Source organism: Nannocystis sp. RBIL2 (assembly GCF_026626745.1).
Lineage (GTDB): Bacteria > Myxococcota_A > Polyangia > Nannocystales > Nannocystaceae > Nannocystis.
Window position 1 is genome coordinate 4,061,645 of the sequence record NZ_JAPNJW010000001.1, and the last position, 24,022, is coordinate 4,085,666.

The 24,022-nt window shown below is 70.9% G+C and carries 16 protein-coding genes; 7 read left to right on the forward strand and 9 right to left on the reverse strand.

Features of this window, described 5'->3' with window-relative positions:
• The first annotated feature begins 122 nt into the window (after positions 1–122).
• From OV090_RS15900 to OV090_RS15920, 5 genes are all read left to right on the forward strand, one after another.
• Positions 123–1,847: a DUF1592 domain-containing protein gene (locus OV090_RS15900; RefSeq protein WP_267704511.1), complete on the forward strand. Its 1,725-nt coding sequence runs from the start codon at positions 123–125 to the stop codon at positions 1,845–1,847.
• A 14-nt stretch (positions 1,848–1,861) separates the two neighbouring features.
• Positions 1,862–3,229: a DUF1552 domain-containing protein gene (locus OV090_RS15905; RefSeq protein ID WP_267704512.1), complete on the forward strand. Its 1,368-nt coding sequence runs from the start codon at positions 1,862–1,864 to the stop codon at positions 3,227–3,229.
• Positions 3,230–3,361: 132 nt separating this feature from the next.
• Positions 3,362–3,937: an alpha/beta hydrolase gene (locus OV090_RS15910; protein ID WP_267704513.1), complete on the forward strand. Its 576-nt coding sequence runs from the start codon at positions 3,362–3,364 to the stop codon at positions 3,935–3,937.
• Positions 3,938–4,052: 115 nt separating this feature from the next.
• Entirely contained in the window at positions 4,053–5,651 is a 1,599-nt protein-coding gene (locus tag OV090_RS15915) for a hypothetical protein (protein ID WP_267704514.1), read from the forward strand.
• A gap of 527 nt (positions 5,652–6,178) precedes the next feature.
• Positions 6,179–7,018, forward strand: a complete 840-nt coding sequence (locus tag OV090_RS15920; protein WP_267704515.1) for a hypothetical protein — start codon at positions 6,179–6,181, stop codon at positions 7,016–7,018.
• 45 nt (positions 7,019–7,063) lie between these two features.
• Here the strand turns inward: OV090_RS15920 and OV090_RS15925 are convergent, their stop codons facing one another.
• The 4 genes from OV090_RS15925 to OV090_RS15940 all read right to left on the reverse strand — a co-directional run bounded on the left by OV090_RS15925 (position 7,064) and on the right by OV090_RS15940 (position 11,998).
• Positions 7,064–7,759: a hypothetical protein gene (locus OV090_RS15925; protein ID WP_267704516.1), complete on the reverse strand. Its 696-nt coding sequence runs from the start codon at positions 7,757–7,759 to the stop codon at positions 7,064–7,066.
• 267 nt (positions 7,760–8,026) lie between these two features.
• On the reverse strand, positions 8,027–9,043 hold the full coding sequence (locus OV090_RS15930) for an FAD binding domain-containing protein (RefSeq protein WP_267704517.1): 1,017 nt from the start codon (positions 9,041–9,043) through the stop codon (positions 8,027–8,029).
• Positions 9,043–11,493, reverse strand: coding sequence for a xanthine dehydrogenase family protein molybdopterin-binding subunit (locus OV090_RS15935; protein ID WP_267704518.1), 2,451 nt, complete (start codon positions 11,491–11,493; stop codon positions 9,043–9,045). Before OV090_RS15935 ends, OV090_RS15930 begins: the two co-directional genes overlap by 1 nt.
• A complete protein-coding gene (locus OV090_RS15940; protein WP_267704519.1) occupies positions 11,483–11,998 on the reverse strand; it encodes a (2Fe-2S)-binding protein in 516 nt (171 codons plus the stop codon). Before OV090_RS15940 ends, OV090_RS15935 begins: the two co-directional genes overlap by 11 nt.
• A 294-nt stretch (positions 11,999–12,292) precedes the next feature.
• Here OV090_RS15940 and OV090_RS15945 point away from each other — a divergent pair, with 294 nt between their 5' ends.
• The gene (locus OV090_RS15945) at positions 12,293–13,540 is read left to right on the forward strand and encodes a hypothetical protein (protein ID WP_267704520.1); all 1,248 of its coding nucleotides are present in this window, start codon (positions 12,293–12,295) and stop codon (positions 13,538–13,540) included.
• 90 nt (positions 13,541–13,630) lie between these two features.
• Here the strand turns inward: OV090_RS15945 and OV090_RS15950 are convergent, their stop codons facing one another.
• Together OV090_RS15950 and OV090_RS15955 are read right to left on the reverse strand one after the other, a co-directional pair.
• On the reverse strand, positions 13,631–14,818 hold the full coding sequence (locus OV090_RS15950; protein WP_267704521.1) for a hypothetical protein: 1,188 nt from the start codon (positions 14,816–14,818) through the stop codon (positions 13,631–13,633).
• Positions 14,819–14,847: 29 nt separating this feature from the next.
• A complete protein-coding gene (locus OV090_RS15955) occupies positions 14,848–16,242 on the reverse strand; it encodes a parallel beta-helix domain-containing protein (protein ID WP_267704522.1) in 1,395 nt (464 codons plus the stop codon).
• 245 nt (positions 16,243–16,487) lie between these two features.
• Between OV090_RS15955 and OV090_RS15960 the strand changes: the two genes are divergently transcribed.
• Entirely contained in the window at positions 16,488–18,722 is a 2,235-nt protein-coding gene (locus tag OV090_RS15960) for an alkaline phosphatase D family protein (protein WP_267704523.1), read from the forward strand.
• A gap of 131 nt (positions 18,723–18,853) precedes the next feature.
• On the opposite strand, the gene OV090_RS15965 is transcribed toward OV090_RS15960, so the two are convergent.
• The 3 genes from OV090_RS15965 to OV090_RS15975 all read right to left on the reverse strand — a co-directional run bounded on the left by OV090_RS15965 (position 18,854) and on the right by OV090_RS15975 (position 23,887).
• Positions 18,854–19,903 carry a hypothetical protein gene (locus tag OV090_RS15965; protein ID WP_267704524.1) on the reverse strand — a complete coding sequence of 350 codons (1,050 nt, stop codon included), beginning with the start codon at positions 19,901–19,903 and terminating at the stop codon, positions 18,854–18,856.
• A 141-nt stretch (positions 19,904–20,044) separates the two neighbouring features.
• Positions 20,045–20,797 (reverse strand): outer membrane lipoprotein carrier protein LolA, encoded by a 753-nt coding sequence (locus tag OV090_RS15970; protein WP_267704525.1) that lies wholly within the window; start codon positions 20,795–20,797, stop codon positions 20,045–20,047.
• Between the two features lie 165 nt (positions 20,798–20,962).
• The gene (locus OV090_RS15975; RefSeq protein WP_267704526.1) at positions 20,963–23,887 is read right to left on the reverse strand and encodes a DNA translocase FtsK 4TM domain-containing protein; all 2,925 of its coding nucleotides are present in this window, start codon (positions 23,885–23,887) and stop codon (positions 20,963–20,965) included.
• Positions 23,888–24,022 lie beyond the last annotated feature (135 nt).

Consider the following 24,022-nt stretch of genomic DNA (forward strand, 5'->3'; position numbering starts at 1 on the left):
GGCCCTCGGGACAGATGGCCCCCTCGCCGCGTCACGGCCTCGTGCATGCGCGCTCGCGTGGCCTTGACACGATATTCGTCGCCGCCTCAAACATGAAGGATGCAGGGGACGCGGAGGTGAGGATGCAGCAGCGCAGATCGATCAGCACATCACTGTGGTTGTGCCTCGCGAGCGGCTGTTACAGCGGCGCCGCCAGCACCGGCGACGGGCCCGACACCGCGACCACCGACGGGAGCGGCAACGCCAGCACCACCGGCGCCGACCCCACCGCGAGCGAGCCGACCACCGGCGAGGCTCCGCCCGCCGAGGAGTGTCAGACCCTCGGTCTCTCGCCCACCCCGCTGCGCCGCCTCACCCGCGCCCAGTACGACTTCACGATCCAGGACCTGCTCGGCGTCGCCGACGTCCCCTCGAGCGCGCTCGACGGCCTCGACGCCAAGGTGGGACCCTTCGACAGCAACGTCGTCGTCCCGATCGACACCATCGGCGTCACCTCGCTGGCCGACATCGCCGAGCAGGTGGCAGGCGTCGCCGACCTCGTCGGCCTCGTCCCGTGCGACGTGCAGAACCTCGCCCCCGACGCGCCCGAGCTCGGCACCTGCGTCCGCGATTTCGTCCGCGACTTCGGTGCCCGCGCCCTGCGCAAGCCGCTGACGACCGAGGAGGTCGACCGCTACCTCGGCGTCTACGACCTCACGCGCGCCCTCGCGGGCGAGACCCCGGCCACCGCGGTGCGGCAGGTGATCGCCACCATGCTGCAGTCGCCCTACTTCCTCTACCAGGTCGAGCTCGGCACCGGCGCCCCGGACGAGCGCGGCTGGACCCCGCTCGGCGACCACGAGCTGGCCGCGCGGCTGTCCTTCTTCCTGTGGAACAGCATGCCCGACGACGCCTTGCGGGCCGCCGCCGACGCCGGCCAGCTGCAGGACGACGCCCAGCTGCAGGCCCAACTCGAGCGCATGCTCGCCGACGACAAGGCGCGGCGCGGCCTCGGTGCCTTCGCGGTCCAGTGGCTCGAGCTCGACCACCTCGACTGGGTCGAGAAGTCGCCGCACCCGCTGGTGCCGGAGTTCGGCGACGACCTGCGCGAGGCGATGAAGCGCGAGGCCGCCGACTTCATGGCGATGGTGATCCGCGACGACGACGCGCGCCTCTCGACCCTCCTCACCGCGCCCTACTCGCCCGTCCCCGACGAGCTGCTGCCGCTCTACGGCCTGGCCCAGCCAGCCGAGCCGGGCAGCTACGTCCAGCTCGACCCGGCCCGCCGCGCCGGCCTGCTCACGCAGGTCGGCTGGCTCGCCACCCACGCCAACCCCGGCCAGTCCTCGCCGGTGCTGCGCGGCGTCGTCGTGCTCGAGAGCCTGCTTTGCACATTTTTGCCGGCCCCGCCGAACAACATCTTCCCGCCGCCGCCCGACCCGAACGCCACCACCCGCGAGCGCTTTGAAAAACACTCGAGCGAGCCGAGCTGCGCCGGCTGTCACCTCTACATCGACGGCATCGGCTTCGGCTTCGAGGGCTACGACGCGTTCGGCGTCGTGCGCGAGCTCGAGAACGGCCTGCCCGTCGACGAGAGCGGCACCCTGCGCGGCTACGGCATCACCGAGAAAGACTTCGACGGCCCCGTCGAGCTGGCGCACCTGCTCGCCGACGACCCCGTCGTGCGCGACTGCGTCGCCTTCCAGTGGACCACCTACGCGCTCGGACGGATCCTCGCCACCGCCGACACCTGCCAGGTCGCCGACCTGCAGGACCGCTTCGCCGCCCACGACGGTGACATGCGCGCCCTGCTCGGCGACATCGTCACGAGCCCCGCCTTCCGCACCCTCGTGTTCGCCGCCGAGTGAAGGAGCCGCCCGCCATGACCGCAACGAATCATCGCAAGAGCGGCCGCTGGGGCCGTCGCAAGCTGCTGCAGGCGCTCGGGCTCGGAGCCGCGTGCGCCCCCTTCGTCCCGCTGCTCGACGCCCGCGGCGAGACCGACCCCGCGCCGCGCCGGCTGATCCTCGTCTACACGCCGCACGGCACCCTCCACAAGTTCTGGAACCCGACCGGCACCGAGACCGACTTCGTCCTGCCCGAGCTGCTGGCCCCGCTCGCGCCGTATCAGCACGACAACCTGATCGTCCTCAAGGGCCTGCGCCTCAACGGTCAGGGCGGCGCCGGCCCGCACACCCGCGGCATGCCGCTGCTGTTCACCGGCTCCGAGCAGCTCCCCGGCGACAAGTACAAGCACGGCGGCGCCCCGCCCGACGACCCGCTCGGCTGGGGCGGCAACGTCAACGCCTCGATCGATCAAGTCATCGCTCAGGGCCTCGCCGGCACCACCCCGCTGCACTCGCTCCACCTCGGCTACCAGGTCGGCGGCGTCCACGTCGCCAACCGCATGTCGTTCACCGCGCCCGACACCCCGACCGAGCTGTACGAGGACCCGCAGCACGCCTACGACCAGCTGTTCGGCCTGGCCACCCTCGACAAGGAGGCCTACGAGCGGCTCAAGGCCAAGCGCATGAGCTCGATGGACGTCGTGCGCGCAGAGCTCGAGGGCCTGCGGTTCAAGGTCGGCGGCGACGAGCGGCCGAAGATCGAGTCGCACCTGGCGGCGCTGGGCGACATCGAGGCCGCGCTGGTCAATGGCTACCAGTGCGAGGTCCCGCCGCTCGGCGAGCCGATCGATCACGTCGCCAACGAGTCGAGCGCGCAGGTGCTGTCGCGTCACATCCAGCTGATCACCGCCGCGCTGCGCTGCGACCTCACCCGCGTCGTCACCCTGCAGGTCGCGCGCGGCGAGTGGGACGCCAACACGTACCCGTGGATCCCGGCGCCCATGACCGACTTCCACCACGCGCACACCCACAACGCCCCCGAGAACAGCGAGGCCGAGGCCTACCTCCGCGGGATCCGCCGCTACTACGCCGAGAAGATCCGCGAGCTCGCCGACGCGCTCGCGGCAGTGCCCGAGGGCGACGGCACCATGCTCGACAACACGATGATCGTGTGGGGCACCGAGGTCGGCCACGGCCAGACCCACCAGTTCACCGAGATGCCGTTCGTCGTCGTCGGCGGCAAAACCTTTTTGAATGCCGGCCGCTTCGTCACCCACCAGGACGTCGCCCACCACCGCCTGCTGGTCGGCATCCTCCACGCGATGGGCCAGACCTCGATCGCCAACTACGGCGAGAACGACGTCGACGTCGGCTCCGGCCCGCTCCCCGGGCTGCTGCTGTAGCGCGCTCCGGCATGCATGTAAGGACATGCCCTCGAGGTCATGTCCTTTCGTACACTTCGGCCACCTCGGCTCGTCGTCGATGCCATGGTCCGTCACGCACGGGGGCGCCTCTCGGGTTATCCTCCGCGAGCCATGGCTCGCCTCCTCGTCGTCCCGCGCTGGGCCGGGACCCCGCGCTCCGACTATTACCCCTGGCTGGTCGACGCGCTGGCGGCAGTGCCCGGGCGGCCGCTGGACCCGGTCGTCGTCGCCGACCTGCCGCACCCCGGCACCCCGCGCCTCGACACCTGGCCGCCGGCGATCGCTCGCCTCCTCGGCGACGACCCGGCTGTCCTTCGGGACACCTTCGTCCTCGGCCACAGCGTCGGCTGCCAGGCGCTGCTGCACGCGATCGCGGCCCTGCCCGCGGGCGCCCGGATCGCCGGCGTGCTCGCGGTCGCCGGCTGGTGGAGCGTCGACCAGCCGTGGCCGACGATCCTCCCCTGGCAGGACAACCTGCCCGACCTCGCGCGCGTGCGCGCGGCAGTGCCCCGCCTCACCGTCCTCCTGAGCGACGGCGACCCGTTCACCCGCGACCACCACGCCAACGCGGCCCTGTGGCGCGAGCGGCTCGGTGCCGAGGTCGAGGTCGTGCCCGGCGCGCGCCACTTCAACGCCGCCCAGGAGCCGGCCGTCCTGGCAGCCCTGCTCCGCCTCGCGACCGGGTGAGCGCGCGATCGATCGTCGGCACGCGCTTCTCCGCATGTCCCTCTGGACATGTCTTTCAGAGCACGTCAGATCCCCGACCTTGACGCCGCGCCGGCGTCCGCGGGATACCCGGCCCATGGCTTCCCCTCGCGTTCTCCCCCTGCTCCTCGTCGTCGCGGCCGCCTGCGGTGACGACGGCACCGCCAGCGGCTCCGCCTCCGACTCGAACTCCGGCGACACCACCACCGCCGGCACCACGAGCACCAGCGGCGCCACGGTCAGCGACACTGGGGTCCCGACCACCGGCGACGCCGGCTCGAACAGCGACTCCGAGAGCGAGACCGGCACGCCGACCGACACCGACCCCACCGCCGCGTCGGCAGTCAGCGCCTCCGAGTCGGGCGCGACCGAGACCACCGCCGCCACAGTCACCGACGGCACCGCGACCACAGACACCGCCGGCACCACCGAGACGACCAGCGAGGCGACCACCATCAGCACCACCGACACCACTACCGCCGACACCACCGGCTGCGCCGACGCCTGCGAGGACGGCGTCGTCGAGTGCGTCGGCGACGACGCAGTGCACACCTGCAGCATGGCCCGCGGCGGCTGCCTCGAGTGGTCCGAGCCCGAGCCGTGCGCCGCCGACCAGGTGTGCCAGGACGGCGCGTGCGTGGTCGGCTGCGTCGACGCCTGCGACGCCGGATCGGTCCAGTGCACCGGCGAGGGCGTCAGCGAGTGCGTCGACGACCCGAACACGGGCTGCACGGTGTGGGCCGACGCGGTCGCCTGCGGACCCGGCCAGGTGTGCCAGCAGGGCCTGTGCGTCACCCCGCCGCCGGCCTGCCTCGACGACTGCGTGTTCACCAAGCAGAGCGTCCCCGGCGACGTCGACTTCTACAGCGTGTGGGGCAGCGACGCCAAGGCAGTGTGGGTCGTCGGCAACAGCGGCACCGCGCTCTACCACAACGGCGTCAACTGGAAGTCGATCGACAGCGGCATCGGCAAGCGGCTCGAGTGCGTCCACGGCAGCGCCGCCGACGACGTGTACGCGATCGCCAGCGACGGCGCGATCATCCGCTGGGACGGCCTCGAGTGGCTGCCCTACGTCGACCTCAACCCGATCTGGGAGAGCAACGCCTGCCTGTCGGTGCTCGGCGAGGAGGACCTGCTCGCGCTCGTGTACGACGAGAACGGCGAGAAGCAGGTGCTCTGGCGCGTCACCGGCGGCGTCAAGACCCAGCTCGCCGTCTACACCCCGCAGGCAGTGTTCACGCCCGACGGCAGCAAGGCCCGCACGATCTCCTTGCGCGCCTTCTCGGCCGACGACGCCTTCATCACCGCCGATCGGGCCCTGCGCTGGAACGGCACCAACATCGTCAACATGGGCGCGCCGAACCCGTCGTTCGGCCTGTGGGCCCTCAGCCCGCAGCTCGCCTACGCGGCCGCCAGCCACAGCGGGATCGGCCACCGCTGGGACGGCCAGGCGTGGAAGATCGTCAACCCCGGCCTCAACGGCTATCTCCACATGTTCGCCGGCACCGCCGCCAATCGCCTGTTCGGGGCCGGCGAGACCCTGCAGGGGGTCGCCGCGATCGTCGCTTTCGACGGCATCGGCTGGGGCCCCGTCGCCACCCCGGCCGACGCCAAGGCGCTGTTCGCCGCCTGGGCCGCGCCGACCGGCGAGGTGTTCGCGGTGGGCAAGGCCGGCACCGTGCTGATCGGCGAATGATCGGTGCAGTGATTCGCCGCGCGAATCACCGCAGCGCGCGGATCCTGGGATTCGCGCGCCGGCTGCGACGCGAAGCTCGCGAATGCTGTAAGTCCTCCTCGACCGGTCCGCCGCCGTGACTGTTGCTCTCGCGGCCACGCGCGTGCCGATCGGTCGCCAACCCGCGCGATGCACTGCTCGCCGCGAACACGCACCCCGTGCGCGACAGGCCGCGCACGAGACCACGATCGGCGAGTTTGAACCAGCCCGTCGCGGCCCCTATGGGCCACGGACGACGACTCATTCACCCGACCCGTTGGCTCACATGTGGCGGCGCGGGCCCGCCTGAATCCGCCCTCTCCTCCGCGCGTACTCCCGTGCGAATGATCGCCGGCATCCTCCTCGCGGCCGCGGCCCTGTTGTCGCTCGTCCCCCCTCGGCCCGCGCGAACGCTCGCCGGCACTCTCCTCGCGGCTTCCACCCTGCCGCGTCTCCTCGAGCCTCGGCCCGCGCGGAGGTTCGCCCCGCTCCTCGTGGTCTCGGCCGCGATGTTGCTCCTCGCGCCGCGGCCCGCGTCGGCCTGCAGCAAGCGCCACGAGACCCCGTTCGAGCTGTTCGACCAGGCCGCGCGCGTGGCCGAGGTCCGCGTCCAGCAGGCCCCTGGGCGCCACAAGGCCGGCATGGCCCGCCTCCGCGTGCTGCAGATGCTCAAGGGCTCGCCGCGGGCCACGCTCAAGGGGCAGGAGACCAACACCAGCTGTCACGTCGGCTATCGCACCGGTCGCCGCGCCCTCGTGTTCCTCGGTCCGCGCGGCGAGACGCTCGGCCAGTATGAGGGCTACCTCGAGCTCCGCGCCGACGACCCCCTGGCGCACGCGATGAAGGCCTTCGCGGCCGCGAAAGATCCCGACGCCCGCGTGCGCGCCCTCGTCGACGCGATCGCCACGGGGCCTGACTCGGTCAAGGACGAGGCCGCGCTATACCTCGCGAACCGCCCGGAGCTGCTGGCGCGCGTCGACCTGCCGTCGCGCGAGCGCCTGCTCGCCGCCGCGGAGCCGCGCGACGAACCGCTGCTCGTCGTCCTCGCGCGGCTCGAGCTCGACGCCCCGCATCTCCCGCTGTTTACCTTCCGCCCCTACTTCGCCGAGATCGCCGCCATCCTGCGGCCGCGCGACGAGCTCGACGACCTCAGCGTCGAGGGCCTCGTCGAACAGCTCGAGCGCGGACAGGATGGCTACGATCCGCGGCGGATCCGCGCGATGGACCGGTGCGAGCGGCAGCGGGGCCGCATGCTCCATCCGCTCCTCCACTACGGCCTTGGCGTGACCGGCCCCGTGTGGGCCAAGCTCGTCGCTGCCTGCCGCACCGGCGAGCCCGTGAAGCACTGACGACCTTGCCTCACGGACATGCCCTCCAGAGCATGTCCTGAAGCGCTAGCCGCCGGCCGGGCCCATGTCCTCGACGCCGCCCGGGTAGACGAACGAGTCGCGCGGCGAGTAGAAGCTGGCCGCCGGCAAGATCTGCAGCGGCGACGCCGGGCGCAGCGCGTAGACCGGGTGGCTGGTGTCGAGGAACTCGATCGACTGCACCTCGAACTCGTCGACGAGCTCGCCGATGTACGGGTAATTGCCGCCGACCAGGCGGTCGCCCACGCGGGTGACGTACTTGAGGTGCCCCGAGACGGTCACGCCGATCTTCTTGCTCACCTTGACGCGGGTGCGGATCAGCGGCTTGCCGTCGACCGAGGTCGTGGCCGTCAGAGTGTGCGCGTGCAGGTCGAGCTCGGTGTCGCCCGGGCTGGCCGGCACCCCGCGCTCGGCCACGTAGGCGCGCACGATCGGCGAGGAGTTGAAGTAGTGGGTGAAGAACCGGGCCGGCGTCGCGCCGTCGGGCGCGAACGAGTCGAGGTCGAGCCCGATGTACGTCAGCGAGTATGCGCCGAAGCCGGTGGTCTGCTCGGCGGAATCGACCACGTACTGATTCATGTAGATGGCGCCGTTCGGCGCCGGATGCAGGGCGGGCGGCAAGAACTTGCGGGCCGCGGCCGGATCGGCGGGGATCCAGCTCGTATAGAGCATCCGGCTGTTGGTGACGAGCTGGGGCGCGGCGAGCTTCGGAAGTTCAGTCATGGTGTCTCTTTCAAAAAGACTGCGAACGTCGCCAGCTTAGGCAGTCCGCCTCGCGATGAAAAGCACCGGGCCGGCGCGCGGCCTCGCTCGCGACCTTCATCGAGCCGCGCGTGCATGACCGCCAGTCGGCTGAATCGCCGCGAGCGCGCGCGCTCGCCCGCGCTCTGCGAGCGCGAATCGAGCACCGACGTCGCTCGCGTCGATAAGCGCATCCACTGGGAGGATGAAAAACGACTGTGGTGATTGCGACCGAGGGCCGCAATCACCTCACTCCGCCGCCGCCATCGCTTCGATCGCCCGGCGCGTGTACACGCGGATCATGTCGCGGCGATAGGCCGCCTCGTAGGGCACGTTCTCGAGCGGCTTGCACTGCGCATAGGCGGCGTCGGCCACCGTGCGCGCCACGGCCGGGTCGCCGAACTTCTTGCCGACGACGTCGTCGAGTTTGCCGAGGGTGCGCGGCTTGGAGCCGAGCACGCCGACGACCACCTTGACCGCGGCGACCGTCGCCTCGTCGGCCTCGAGGTCGAAGCGCAGCGCCACGCTGACCAGCGGGAAGTCGATGCTCTTGCGCACCGACCATTTGATATAGTGCGACCGCCGCGGCCCCTTCGGCAGCGGCACACGCAGCTCGGTGGTCACCTCGCCGGGCTTGGCGTTCGTGTGCGCCAGGCCGTCGGCCTTGTAGTATTCCTCGATCGGCAGCTCGCGGACCCCTTCCGGCCCCGCCTGCACGATCGTCGCGTCGAGCGAGATCAGCACCGGCACGTTGTCGGAGCTCATCGCCGCCACGCAATTGCGGCCGCCGGGGACCACGTGGCACACGTTGCCCTCCGACTTCAGGCAGCCGCCCCCGAGCGCCTCGCGCCAGAAGTGGGTCTGGTTGACGTAGCGGCAGCGGGTGTCGAGGTTCACGTTGCCGCCGATGGTCCCCATGTTGCGGATCGGCGGGCTCGCCACCGCACCTGCGCTTTGGGACAGGCTGGGGAAGCGCGCCTGGACCTCCGGGTGCTCGCTCAGCTGCGACAGAGTCACGCCGGCGCCGACCCGCAGCACCCCGGCGGCCTCGTCGAGCGCCACGCCGCGCAGGGCCGTCACGCGGGACAGGCTCACGAGGACCGGCGGCAGCTCCGCAGGATGCTGCGGCGTGCCGAGGTGGTGCTTGAGGTTGGGGAGAATGTCGGTGCCGCCGGCGACGATGCGCGCGCCGGGCCGCTGCAGAGCGGTCACGACGTCGGCGACGCTCTCGGGGGCGACGACCTCGAATTGCGGCAGGCGCAGCATCAGGCGCTCCTCCGGGACGTTTGCGCGGCGGGCTTGTGCGGGGCGAGCTGGCCGGCCCGCTCCTTCTCCTCGCGCTGGCGCAGGGCCGCGAGCACGGTCTGCGGCGTGAACGGCAGGCGGTCGAGGCGGACGCCGACGGCGTCGTAGATCGCGTTGGCGATCGCCGGGATGCTCGAATGCAGCGGGCCCTCGCCGGCCTCCTTGGCGCCGTAGGGCCCGTTGGCGTCGGGCGCCTCGACGATCATCGCCTCGAGGTCGGGCGTGTCGAGGAATGTCGGCATGCGGTAGTCGAGGAAGCTCGGGCCGACGTGCACGCCGCGGTGCGCCGGGTCGACCGCGTGGCGCTCCATCAACGCCTCGCCGAAGCCCATGTAGGTCGAGCCTTCGATCTGGCCCTCGACGATCTTGCGCGACAGCGCCTTGCCGCAGTCGTGGGCGATCCAGATCGTCTTGACCTCGACGAGGCCGGTCTCGGCGTCGACCTCGACCTCGGCCACGTGGGCCGTGAACGAGTACGCCGGCGAGGCGCCGATCGTGCCGCCGCGGTACTCGCCGTGGCGGTCCTTCGGCGTGTTGTAGCTGCCGGTCTCGCCGAGCAGGCCGTGGTCGGCCTCGGCCCACTGGAACGCCTGCGCGCTGTCGACGTGGCGCGACGGGTCCTCGCGGTCGATCGCCATGCGGCCGGCCAGAGTGACGCGCTGGCGCGGGATGCCCCAGCGCTTGGCCACGCTCGCGCACACCTTGCGACGCAGCCGCTGCGCGCCCTCGAGGCAGGCGTTGCCGACCATCAAAGTGATGCGCGACGAGTAGGCGCCGAGGTCGACCGGGCACAGGTCGGTGTCGGCCGACAGCACGCGGATGTCCTCGAGCGGGATCCCGAGCTCCTCCGACACGATCACCGCCAGCATCGTGTTGCTGCCCTGGCCGATGTCGTTGGCGCCGCTGAACACGCGCGCGCGGCCGCTGCGGTCGAGGCAGATCTGGACCGCCGCCTGCGGCATCTCGTTGGGGTAGATCGGGTAGTTCGTGCCGCTGATGTAGGTCGAGCCGGCGATGCCGATGCCGCGGCCGAAGGGCAAGTCGCGCCGCTTCTCGATCCACCCAGAAGAACGCTCGACCTTCTCGAGGCACTCGAGGAAGCCGGACGAGCCGACGGTGAACTCGTTGACGGTCTTCTCGCCGGCCTTGATCGCGTTGCGGCGGCGCAGCTCGATCGGGTCGAGGCCGAGGGCCGCGGCCGCCTTGTCGAGCTGGATCTCCATGGCGAAGCGCGGCTGCACCGATCCGTGGCCGCGCTTCGGCCCGCACGCCGGCTTGTTGGTGTAGGCGCGCGTGCTGTCGAAGCGGTAGGCCGGGAAGACGTACGGCGCGCACATCAGCTGGCCCGAGTAGTACGTCGTGACCAGGCCGAAGCTCGAGTAGGCGCCGCCGTCGAGGATCGTGCGCGCGTCGACGCCGAGCAGGCCGCCGTCCTTGGTGAAGCCCGTGCGGTGCTTCATCTTCATCGGGTGGCGGCCGCGGTGGGCGTAGAACACCTCCTCGCGGGTGTACAGCAGCTTGACCGGCCGACCTGTCTTCATGGCCAGCTTGGCGACCACGAACTCGAGGTCGAACGGCTCGCTCTTGCCGCCGAAGGCCCCGCCGAGCGGCGGCTGGATCACGCGGATCTTGTGCGCCGGCAGCTCGAGCACCTTGGCCAGCTCGCGGTGCAGGTAGTGCGACACCTGCGTCGCCGACCACACCGTCAGCACCCCGGCGCCGTCGACGTGGGCGAGCGCGCAGTGCGGCTCGATCGCGCCGTGGGTGGTGCCCTCGAAGAAGTAATCGCCCTCGATCACCAGGTCGGCGCGCTGCAGCTCGGCGTCGATGTCGCCGAACTCGAGCAGCACGTGCTTCGACACGTTGCCCTTGCGCGAGTACGGGTTGATCGTGCCCTCGCGGTCGCGGACCTTGAGCGCCTCCTCGGGGTCGAAGTACGGCTTCAGGACGTCGTACTCGACCACGATCGCGCGCAGGGCCGCGTTGGCGGTGTCCTCGTCGACCGCCGCGATCGCGGCCAGGCCGTCGCCGACGTGGCACACCTTGTCGACCGCGAGCGCGTTCTCGTCGGGCGTCCACGGGATGATGCCGTAGGGGATCTTGAAGTCCTGCCCGGTGACGACCGCGAACACGCCGGGCATCGCCAGCGCGGCCGCGCTGTCGATCGACTTGATGCGGGCGTGCGCGTGCGGGCTGCGCAAGATCTTGGCGTGCAGCATGCCCGGCAGCTTGAGGTCGTCGGTGTAGCGGGTGACGCCCCGCATGCGCTCCATCGCGTCGACCTTGCGGTGAGACTTGCCGAGCTGCCAAGAGGCCCGATCGCGCTCGGCCTGCTCGCTCGCCTCGTCGCCGGCGATCACCTCGCCGATGCCGTCGCCCGTCGCCTCGCGCTCTGCGTCGTCACTCGCCACGGCCAGCCTCCTGGGAATTCGCGCCGGCCATGACGCGGCTGGCGTCGACCACCGCGTCGATGATCTTGGTGTAGCCGGTGCAGCGGCACAGGTTGCCCGCGAGCGCCTCGCACACCTCCGCGCGCGTGACCTCGCGGCCGCGCTTGCGCAGCAGCGCCTCGGCGCTCAGCAGGATGCCCGGCGTACAGAACCCGCACTGCGCCGCGGTGTGGCGGTCGAACGCGTCCTGCAGCGGGTGGACCCCGCCGGCCAGGAGCCCCAGCCCCTCGACCGTGGTGACCGCGCGGCCCTCGGCGTGGATCGCCAGGGTCAGGCACGCGAGCTGCGGCACGCCGTCGATCTGCACGGTGCAGGCCCCGCAGTCGCCCTTGTCGCAGCCCTGCTTGCTGCCGATCAGGTCGAGGCGGTAGCGCAGCACCTCCAGGAGCGTCCAGTGCGGCGGCGCGGCCACCTGCACCGGTTCGCCGTTGACGGTCATCGACAGCATGATCGCCGCGGGCGACATGCGTCGACTTTTGCCCGACCCCCTGGGGCCGCGCAAGCGCGCCTTGGACCCCACACCGTGCGTAAGCTCGCCGCTGCGGCCCGCAGAGGCCGGTCTGCCGCGAGGCGAGAGTGTGCGACGCGCCGCACGCTCTCCATCGCGGCCGCCGCGAGCCCACGGGGCCCCGCCGCGCCAGCCGCCGCCGCGTCCGCGAGGGCGTCCGCGTGTTATGCTCGCGCGTCCATGACGGCTGCGCAGGCTCGCGGATCTCGCCGGCATCGCCGTCGCGGCGGCTCCCCACGGAGCGCGCCCGCCGTGCGCCGCTCCGTCCTCGCGGCCGTGGTCGCCGCGACCGCGCTGTCCGCCTGCGCGATCGAGCGCGGCAAGCAGTGGGGGCCGCCGGTGGTGCCCGCGGTGCCGGCTGTCCCCGAGGTCAGCCTGGTCCTGCTCGGCGACGTCGGCGCGAAGGGCCGGGCGGGCCAGGCGACCGCCGTCGAGCTCGAGCGCGTGCTGGCCGAGCACAAGCGCCGCGGCCGGCCCGCGGTGGTGCTCTGGCTCGGCGACAACATCGGCCCGGTCGGCCCCGGCGACCTCGGCCGCTGCACCGCGCCGGCGGCGGCGTGGCGGGCCAAGGGGCCGGCCGCGCTCGCGCGGGTGGTCCGCGCCCACGCGGCCGCCGGCGGCGCGGCGCTGGCCGCTCTCGGCGAGCAGGACTGGCGCTGCGGCCAGCCCGAGCTCGAGCTGCAGCCGGAGCCCGGCAAGGGCCCGCACCCGTGGGCCATGCCCGGGCACAACTACGCGGTCGCGGTCTATCCGGACGGACATGTCCTGGTGACCATGTCCTGCGCGACAGGTCTTTGCGCACCGGGTCCCAAGGACATGTCTCCCGAGACAGCCCCGCTGGTCGAGCTGGTGGTGGTCGACAGCGCCGCCTGGCTGGTCCCGCCGCGGGTGAACACCCCCGCGGCCGCGCGCGCCGACCAGAGCGTGGCCGAGCAGGAGGCGCTGCTGAAGGCCCTGACCGCCGCGCCCGCGCCGTGGCCGCGCCTGCTCGTCAGCCACCACCCGCTCGAGAGCGCCGGCCCGCACGGGGTCGGCGGCATGTACAGCGACAGCGGCTACTACCTCCACGCCGCGCCGGTGCGCCGGGCGGTCGACGCCGGCCTGTTCGCCGGCGCGCTGTCGGCCCACGACCGCATGCTCCTGGCCACCGGCGACATCGGCCCGGCGACCAAGCGCTCGAGCCGCTACTGGCTCGAGCACCCTGTCTTTCAGGTCATCTCGGGCTCGGCCTCGGCGCCCGACAGCCGCGGCGGGGCCCGCGGCCTGTGGTACTTCCAGGGCACCGCGCTCAAGGCCGAGCTGCAGACCAACCGCGCCGGCTTCGCCGAGCTGTACGTGCGCGAGGACAGCGTCTCGGCGGTGCTCCGCCGCCGCCGCGCCGGCCGCTGGGGCGCCGGCACGGTGACGATCCCGCTCGGTCGCCCGCCCCACCCGGCCGAGACGCCCTCGCCGGTGATGGACCCCTGCCTCTACTGCGACCCGGTCCCGCCGCGCCAGTGAGGGGGCGCGGCTGTCCCGAAGGCCAGCCCGCCTACCGCGGCCGGGTCCCGCCGCGCCGGCGAACAGGCACCAGCTGGCCCGAAGGCCAGCTCAGGGCAGCATCTCGCAGTCCTTCGCCGGCATCGCCGCGATCCAGTCGCGGATCAGCTGGACGCCCTTCTGGTCGATCACCCGGTTGGGCAGCTCGGGCATCTTGATCTCCGGGTCCAGCGAGTTCATGCGGAAGATGACGATGCTGTCGTCCGGCTGGCCGGGCACGATGTCGTAGTGGTGACCGCCGGTGCCCGGGCCCGCGGCCGCCGGCACCTTGCACACCCCGAGCTTGGCCTCGATCTCCTCCCAGGCCAGGAACACCAGCCCGCTCTTGCCGGCCCCGCCGCCGAGGCGGTGGCAGTGCGAGCAGTTGGCGTGCAGGTACGAGCGGGCGCGGTCGGCGAGCGGCGCGTCGCCGAACGGGTCGACCAGCTGCGGCAGCGTCTGCATCTCGGGCAATGTCCCGGAGAACATGTCCTGAGAGGCGAGCCACTCGAGCTGGTTGACGGGCTGGCCGTCGACCACGATCTCGGTGTTGAGCTGGTGGGTGATCGTCCCCAGCAGCTCGGTGGCGTCGTCGCGCTCGTGGCAGCTGCCGCACTGGTCGAGGTTGGGCACGATGTACTCCTCGACCTGGGCGTCGCCCGCCTCGTCGATGAACGCGACGTCGACCCGCTTGCCGATCTTGTGCAGCGTCGCCTCGGTCTGGGCGTCGTCCCACAGGTACGTCACCGACTTCCAGGCCCCGCCCTCGAGGTAGAGCAGGCGCGTCTCGATCATCCGCCGGCCCGCGGCCGGGTCGCGGCGGTCGTGGTCGAACCAGAAGTTCTTGATGATCACCGCGCCTTCGGGGAAGCCCCAGCCCTCGCCGTCGGTGAACTCGATCTTGCCGCCCTCCGGCAGGACGATGAAGCGGCCCTTGCCCGCCGCGTCGGACCACAGCGGCGCCGCCACCGTGTAGGGCACCACGCCGTCCTTCGGCCCCAGGTCGACCATCGGGTCGAGGAAGAAGTCGTAGTCGCTGAGCTTCGGCAGCGGCCACTCGCCCTCGATCGGGCAGCGGGTCGGACCGGCGCACGGGTCGCCGGTGGTCGGCGCGGTGGTGTCGCTCGCCTCGGTACCGGCCGTGCCGATGCCGGTCGTCGTCGTCTCGCCGCCGCTCGTCGCCTCGGTGGCCTTGCCGCCGGCTTCGCCGCAGCCGGCGGCCGCGGCGACGAGGATGGCCGTCAGTACATGGCCTCGCATACATGTCCTCCGGAGCATGTGCTGTCCGCTCAGCCGGCCGGCAGCTCGGGCAGGGTCTGGTGCTGGCAGGTGACCGGCTCGAGGTCGGTGCTCTTGTTGGCGAGGCCGCCGCACAGGTCGAAGTTCAGGTAGTCGGCGTCGCCGTTCTGCCACAGGCAGTTGACCAGCGCCGGGTCCATCGCCATCGCGTCGGGGTCGAGGCAGCCGTCGAACAGCACGTCGGCCGCCGGCACGCCCGCCACCCCGTCGACCGGCGAGGCCGGCATCGCCCCGTTGTCCTCGAAGCTGTTGTCGTGGACATAGTTGCCCTCGGCGTACTGGTCGAAGTTGGGGTCGTCGGCCGGCTCGAGCCCGATCGCCTCGTTGTAGCTGACGATGATCACGCCGGTGGTGCGGTTGCCGCGGATGATGTTGTCGCGCAGCTCGTTCTCGTCGGCGGCCAGGATCATGAAGCCCACCCCCGGCGGGACCGCGGCCACGGAGGTGCCGGGGATGCCGAAGTTGTTGCCGTTGTTGTTCTCGACGATGTTCTCGTAGGCCAGCGTGTGCTTGCCGTCCTGCACCGGCAGGCCCGGGAGGTTGAAGATCAGGATGCCGGCGGTGTTGTCGTAGGTGTGGTTGCGCCGCACCGTCGCCCCGGTCGAGTTCTCGATCTCGATGCCGGCGACGTTGTCGTAGGCCTCGTTGTCCTCGACCAGGATGTTGCTCGACTGGCCGACGTAGATGCCGGCGTCGCGGGCGCCGATGACCCGCGAGTTGCGGATCACCACGCCGGTGCAGCCGACCGGGTAGAAGCCGTAGGCGCCGCTCTCGAGCGACTCCTTGGCGGCCCACTCGACCGAGAGATCGTCGAAGGTGATGTCGGCCACGTCGTCGCCGCGGATGCCGTCGCCGGGGGTCTCCTTGACGGTGAACGACTGCACGGTGACGCCGTCGCCGCTGATCTTGATGCCGTTGGCGCCGAGGTCCTGGGCGCTGAAGTCGAGGATCGTCAGGTCGCGGCCGGCGCCGCGCAGGGTCAGGTTGTTGGCGGAGATCGAGATCTCGGTGTTGAGCGAGAAGGTGCCCGCGGCCATGCAGACGGTGTCGCCGTCGGCCGCGTTGAGCAGCGCGCCCTGCAGCGCCGCCACGTCGTCGCCGCTCGGGCTGACGAAGGCGTCGCAGTCGGCCGGGACCTCCTCGCCGGTGGTCGGCGCGGTGCTGCCGTCGGTGTCGGTGTCGGTCGCGCCGTCGGTGCCGGTCGGCTCGGTGCTCATCGTCGCGTCGGTGCCGTCGCTGCCCTGGGTGCCGACCGTAGAGTCGCTGGTAGCGTCGGTGTCGCCCTTGTCGTCGCCGCCACATGCCCCGAGGGACAGGCTGAGCGCGAGCCCGGTGGCGCCGGCGCGCACGAAGGAGGAGAAGCGACGGTGACCAGGAGACTTCATGCCAGGCATTGCACCCTTCATACCCGATGCGAGTACCACGTCGCCAGATCGACAATCGCGTGACAACTTCTTCACGCAGCGCTGCGTCGGCACTCCTTGGGGGGCTCCTTATGGCGCTTCTCATGCCCGTGCGCGCCGCATCGCGTCACGCGCCGTATCGATGAGCCGCGGCAAAACGCACGGGGCGCGGACCCGCGAGCGTCTGCGCGGACTGCGATAGAGTGGCTCGCCGGAGCCACCTACTCATGACTCAACGATTCTCTCGCCGCCAATTCCTGCGCGCGACGCTCGTCAGCGTCGCCTCCGCCGGCCTGTCCGCTTGCAAGGGCGACGGCGACGGAACCACCGACAGCGACGGCTCGACGGGGACGGACGGCACCGAACCGACCGGCAGCACCGCGCCGACCACCGGCGCCGAGGAGCCGCTGCTCGACGGCGCGGCGTACTTCCCTCAATCGGTGGCGTCCGGCGACCCGCGGCCCGACAGCGTGATCTTGTGGACCCGCCTCGACGACGAGACGGCGGGCGACGGTGATCTCGAGCTCACCGTCGAGGTGGCGACGGACCCCGATTTCACGATGCGCGTCGACCTCGACGCCGCCAGCGCGGCGGTCCCCGCCCGCGCGATGTTCGACCGCTGCGCCAAGGCCAAGATCAAGGGGCTCGATCCGGCCACTGTCTATTATTATAGATTTGTTCATAATCGTGAAGATGGCCGATACGGCAGCCAGGTCGGCAGGACCCGCACTGCGCCCGCTCCTGACGCCGACGTCGCCGTGCGGTTCGCCTATGCGTCGTGCCAGGATTACAACGGCCGCTATTATAATAGCTACCGCGGCCTGCTGGCCCAGCCGGACCTCGACTTCTTCGTCCACCTCGGTGATTACGTCTACGAAACTACCGGCGACCCGACCTTCCAGGCGGCCGGCCGCGGGATCGCGTTCTCCGACACTGCCGGGGCGATCGTGTTCAACGAGGGCAGCGAGTCGGAGTACTTCGCCGCCAGCAGCCTCAGCAACTACCGCGAGCTGTACCGCGGCTACCGCTCGGACCCCGCGCTGCGGCGCGTGCACGAGAGCCTGCCGATGATCGCGGTGTGGGACGACCACGAGTTCAGCGACGACTGCTTCGGCGCCACCGCGACCTACTTCGACGGCCGCGCCGACGAGCACGACGAGGCCCGCCGCAAGCACGCCAACCAGGCGTGGTTCGAGTACATGCCGATCGACTTCGGCGACGACGAATTCTTGTACGACCCGAGCAAGCCGTACTTGCAGGACATCACGATCTACCGCGACTTCCGCTTCGGCAAGCACCTCCACCTGGTGATGACCGACCTCCGCAGCTACCGCCCGGACCACCTGATCCCCGAGGACGGGTTCCCCGGCGCGGTGGTGATCGACGAGGCCGCCCTGGTCGAGCAGCTCGGATCGATCCCCGAATTTGCCACTCCGTACGTCGATGACATCGACGCCTACCAGGGCGGCGTCTACAAGGACGCGCTGCTGGCCGCCGCCGACGCGCTGGGCTTCGACCCCGCGCTCCTCACCGGCAAGATCGACGCCGGCTTCATCAACAGCACCCTCGCGTCCGTCGAGGACCCGACCCCGCCGATCGACGAGGCCGAGCTGGCGACCCTGCCGCGCGGCCTGTCGTTCCTCGGCCTCGGCAAGCGCAGCTTCAACGGCTCGATCGGCGCCCGCTACTTCGTCGTCAAGCCGGCCTTCGACGCCTGGGCCGCCGCCCGCGCGGCCGCCGACCCGACCTCCGTCGACGTCATGGGCCAGACCCAGCGCGAGTGGTTCCTGTCGACGATGAAGGGCTCGACGTCGACGTGGAAGGTGTGGGGCACCGAGATCACGCTGATGCCGCTGGTGATCGACCTGACCTCGTTCCCGATCGAGCCGTTCAACCAGCTCTACTACATGAACGTCGACCAGTGGGACGGCTTCGGCCCGGCCCGCGACGCGCTGCTCGGCGAGCTGCAGGCGGTCGACAACGTCGTCGCCATCACCGGCGACATCCACGCCTTCTACGCCGGCACGCCGATGGTCGCCGGCGCGCCCGAGCAGAAGATCGTCGAGCTGGTCGGCGCCGGCATCAGCTCGACGCCGTTCCAGTCGCTGCTGGTCCTGCAGGTCGCGGCCGACCCGACCCTCAGCAGCCTGCCGGGCGCCGGCATGCTGGCCTCGGCGATCGACGCCCTGTTCACCGGCACGACCACCAACCCGCACCTCGGCTTCGCCGACTCGAGCCGCAACGGCTTCGTCAGCGTGGTCGTCGACGGCGCCGAGCTCAACGCGACCTTCCACATGCTGACCGAGGACGTGTCGCTGACCGACTACGAGGGCATGGACGACGCCCTCACCGGCGAGTTCAAGCGCGAGAGGTTCCAGGTCAAGGCCGGCCAGCGCGACCTCTGGCGCGACTTCGCCGGCACCTTCAAGCGCTGGGACCCGACCACCAACACGTGGGTCTGAGCTTCGGGCCCTGTACGCAAGGGCATGTCCGAAAGGACATGCTCCATCACAAAATAAAACGCGGCCACCGACGTAGCGGTGGCCGCGGTGGGCCGCCCGGGCTCCCTCCCCGGGACGGGCTCACGGAAGGCTCAGGTGCCGTTGAAGATGAGGGCGAACACGGCCATCTTGGCGCTGCCGGCGGTGCCCACCAGGCCGATCGGGTTGCCGTCGAGCTGGGCGGTGAACTTCTCGGCGATCGCCGGGTTGAGCAGGATGAACACGCCGTTGCTGCTGGTGCCGTCGGTGTTGAAGCCCATGCCGTCCTCGTTGAGATAGCGGATGGCCGCGGTCGAGCTGTCCATCTCGGGCACGACCACCGCGCCGGCGACCGGGACGCCGCCCTGACGCACGAGGCCGACCACGCCGCCGTTCTCGCCGAGCGGCAGGGCGTCGACGACCGCCTGGTCGGCGTCGGCCATGAGGAAACCTGACCATTCGGTCAGCTTGGCCGCGGGCACGCCCCAGATGTCGTGGATGCCGTTGAGCGACGGGTACAGCGTGGTGCCGGTGTACGGCTGGGCCAGGCCGGTGGCGGTGAGGTAGTAGTCGCCGCCGCCGACCACGCCGATCACGCCGATGCCGGTGTTGACCGGGGTCTCGGAGGTCGCGTCGATGTGGCCGTCGGCGCCCGACGTGACCTTGACGATGTCGACCGCGCTCTCGATGCCCTGGATCGCGGCCAGGGCGCCGACGACCCGCAGCTCGGCGCCCGCGATCGGCTCACCGGTGGCGAAGTCGGTCAGGGTGCCGATGAAGCGGGTGTTGCCGCACTCGGCCCGCACGCCGCAGACGGCGTCGGTCTGGCTGTCGGTCCACTTGATGCACGACTCCGACTCGCAATCGGCGTTGAGCGTGCAAGCCGAACCCTCGGCGCCGGCGCCCGGCATCTGCATGCCATCCTCGCACGCGCCCGCGGTCGTGGTCGGCGTGGTGGTCCCCTCGGTGTCGTCGGTCGTCGTGGTCCCGGCCGTGGCGTCGGTGGTCGTGCCGGTCGGCGTCGTGCCCGCGGTCGGCTCCTCGGTGTCGGCCGCAGTGCCCGTCGACGCGTCGGTCGCGGAGGTGCCTTTGTCGTCGCCGCAGCCGACCGTCGCGACGAGCGCGGTCAGCAAACCCAGGGTAACCAGTGAAGTGCGCTGCATGGTCTGTAGTCGGCGCCACGGTACACAGCCGAGACCCGTCGCGCAACCAACGCCGGGCGCCGCGATCGCTTCCGCAAACGCGAGCGGGCCCGCACGCAACGCGCGCGGGCCCGGGCCCTCACCGCGGACATGAAGCCGCGCTCACTGCTTCGTCTCGACGTAGCCCTTCGGCACCACGTACTTGAAGTCCTTGGCCGCGAGGTTCTGGTTGCTGGCGACGTCGGTCAGCACGAAGTGGTTGGTGCTGTTGTCCTGGGCCCGCACCACGAACGAGTCGACCCGGCCGGTGAGATCGTCGACGATCAGCAGCAAGGACTTGTAGTGCGGGTTCTGCTCCTTGGGCTTGAGCTCGATGACCTTGTGCCCCGGCATCCCGTAGCTCTTGGTCGGCTGATCGGGCGCCATCCGCACCTTGAACTCCTTGATCAGCTTCTGCCCGCCGAACAGGAACTTCATCGCCCCGGCGAGGTTCGAGTTGCCCTCGACCTTCTGGCTGACAACCTGCCGCGTGTCGTGCTCGACCACCCAGAGCTTCTGGCCGTCGACGTAGAAGTCGGGGTCGGCCTTGCCCTCGTAGTCCCACACCATCATGCCGGGCTTCTTCAGCCGGAGGTCGCCGCTGCTGACCGTGCGCGTGCCGTAGACCGGGTGCACGTAGGTCTGCTTGAACTTGCAGACGAGGTCGGTGGTGCCGTCGTAGAACGACTGCACCGAGGCGAGCACAGCCGAAGCCGAGGGCTTGATGGCCGGCGCTGAAGCCGGCGCAGCGGCCGCTTGCGCGGAGGCCCCCTGGGTCACGCTCAGGGGCAGCAGCGGAGCGTCGATCGCGTCGGCGAGAGCACCATCGCTGCAGAAGAGGCCGAGGGAGAGCGCGCAGATCGTGAAGGCTTCCATGTGTTGAGCTCCTGGGGCGAGCGCCCCGTGGCCGAGAAGACGGGCGGAGGCTGGGGGCGATTCACCGCCGCGCCGACGCCGCGCGCGCGGCCGCGCAGGGCCGCGCCGCGAGAGTCCTAGCACACTTCGGGCCGCGCGAGCCCGGCCGGCGGAGATCTCGCCGACTCACGCGGCCTGGACGAACACCTCGCGCGGCGCAGTGCCCCGCGCCGGGCCGATCACGCCCTCGGCCTCCATCATCTCCACGATCTTGGCGGCGCGGTTGTAGCCGATGTTGAGCCGGCGCTGGATCATGCTGGTGCTGACCTTGCGCGTCTCGGCGACGATCTGCACCGCCTTGTCGTAGAGCGGATCGGCGCGCCGATCGCTCGGCGCCTCCTCCTCCTCTTCGTCGCGCTTGGCGGTGATCGCCAGGTTGTACGTCGGCCGCGCCTGCTTGCGGATGAACGCCACGACCTTGAGGATCTCGTCCTCGGACACGTAGCAGCCGTGGACGCGCTGCGGCTGGCCGCCGCGGTCCATGTGCAGCATGTCGCCCATGCCGAGCAGCTGCTTGGCGCCCTTGCCGTCGAGGATCGTGCGGCTGTCGATGTCGCTCGTCACCTGGAAGGCGATGCGCGAGGGGAAGTTGTTCTTGATCGTGCCGGTGATGACGTCGACGCTGGGCCGCTGGGTCGCCAGGATCAGGTGGATGCCGCAGGCGCGCGCCTTGGCGGCGATGCGCGCGACGCTGGTCTCGACCTCTTTGCTGGCGACCATCATCAGGTCGGCGAACTCGTCGATGATGACGACGATGTACGGCATCTTCTCCGGCTTGTCGCCGACCTTGGCCCCGCTCGGCAGGCCGCCCATCGACTCGACCGGGCCGTCCTCGTCGAAGCCGACGCCGCCGAGGAACTCGGCCGGGATGGCGTCCTCGCCCTCCTCGCGCGCGGCGGCGCTGGCGTCGGCCGCGGCCTCCTCGAGCGCCCGCTTCTCCGCCTCCCACTCGTCGATGAGCTGCGGCAGCTTCTTGTTGTAGCCGGCGATGTCGCGCACCTGCGCGTCGCTCAGCACGGCGTAGCGCCGCTCCATCTCGTCGACGGCCCAGCGCAGCGCCATGCTGGCCTGCTCGGCGTCGGTGATGACGGGCAAGAGCAGGTGCGGGATGTCCTTGTAGATGCTCAGCTCGAGCATCTTCGGGTCGATCATGATCATGCGCACGTCCTCGGGCGTACAGGCGAAGAGGAGCGAGCAGATCATCGCGTTGACGCCGACCGACTTGCCCGAGCCGGTCGCGCCGGCGACCAGGAGGTGCGGCGCCTTGGCCAGGTCGATCGCCACCGGCTTGCCGGTGATGTTCTTGCCGAGCACCATCGGCAGCTTGCCGCCGCGCGCGGCCTCGAACGCCTCGCTCTCGAGGATCTCCTTGATCGAGACGGTCTCGCGGGTGGCGTTCGGGACCTCGAAGCCGACGGTCGCCTTGCCGGGGATCGGCGCGAGGATGCGGATGGCGATCGCCTCGAGCGCCATGGCGAGGTCGTTCTCGAGGCTCTCGATGCGCGACAGCTTGACGCCCGGGTCGGGCTTGAACTCGTAGCGGGTGATCACCGGGCCGGGGTGGATCTTGGTCACCTTGCCGTTGACCTTGAACTGCGCGAGCGCGTGCTCGATGCGCTCGGCCTGCTCGAGCACGAAGTTCTTGTCGACCTCGACCGCGGGCGTGTCGGCGGCCTCGAACAGCTTCGACGGCGGCAGGTTGTACGGGCCGGAGGTCAGGCGGACGATGCCGGGGATCGACGGCACGCGCTCGACCGGCTTGACCGCGGCCGCAGCGGCGGGCGCCAGCGGCAGCTGCTCGGGCGCACGCGCGGGCGCGGGGACGGGCGCGGGCGCGATCGGGGCGCGAGCGACGATCGCCGGCGGCGGCGCGCTCTCCTCCTCGTCGAGCTCGGTCGTGACCTCGACGGTCGCCGCCAGCTCCTGCGGCCGCGGCGGGGCTTTCTTGACGGCCTTGGCCGCGGGCACGGCCTTGGCGGGCGCGAGCACCTCGATGGCTGTCTCTTCGACCCTGTCCTCTGCGACATGTCCCGAAGGCTCTTCGAGGTCGGTCGACACCTCGGGCTCGACCTTGGCCGGCTTGCGGCGGCGCTTCGGCGCGACGTCCTCGGCGGGCTCGACCTTCTCGATCTCGCTCTTGTCCGCCTTCGGCTTGTCGGCCTTCGCCACCTCGGCCTCGGGGCGCCCGGCGGTCAGCACGATCTCCGGCATGTCCTCCGGCCGGCGCGCGACCTTCCGGTTCTTGCGCGGGGCCTCGGCCACGGCCGCGGCGGGCACCGACGGGGCCGGCGCCTCGTCCTCCTCGACCTCGGCAGGGGCGGCCTTGGCCTTGTTGTTGCGCCGGCGCCGCTTGGGCTTCGGCTCCTCCTCGACCTCCTCCTCCTCTTCCTCTTCTTCCTCCTCGGCCTCTTCTTCTTCGGCCTCTTCCTCCTCGTCGACCTCTTCCTCTTCCTCCTCGTCCTCGACCTCCTCGGCGCGGCCGCGCAGCGACTCACCGATGCCGACGAGCCCGCCCCACAGGTACTGGCCGATGGCGATAAAGCCGCGACCGACCATGCGCACCGCGGCGATCAAGTGGTTGGTCGACAGCGGCGTCGAGGCGAACAGGCCGACGCACAGCAGGGCCCCCGCGATCAGGTAGGTACCTGCCCGATCGAACATGCCGAGGCCGATCTCCCCGAGCACCTCGCCGGCCAGGCCTCCGGCCGTGAAGCCGTAGATCCGGTAGGCCGGGAACATCACGTGCAGCAGCACGCAGCCGGCCACCGTCGCCAGCGAGAAGCCGAGGCCCTCGCCGGAGCGCAGCTCCATCGCGTCGCCTTGCAGCGCCTTGACCCCGAGGCCGAGCACGCCGAGCACCAGCAGGTACGAACCCATGCCGAGCGAGGCGTACAGGGCCCCGGCGACCAGGCGACCGACCGGGCCCATCAACGTGCCGGTGCCGAACTGGTACGAGAACAGTCCGCCGAGCATCAGCACGCCGATGGCGAGCAGCACCACGCCGAGGAACTCGCCCCACGGCCGTGGCAGCCCGGAAGAACTTTCGCGCACTCGCGCATCTCGCGCAGAAGGAGAGTTGGCTCGTGACTTGGCCATTTTCTCTGTGATCTCGCTGCGTTATGGCCCAGATCCCGGGCCCGGACCGCGAGGGTACGCCCCGAGGTCGAGATGCGTCAAAAATTTGGC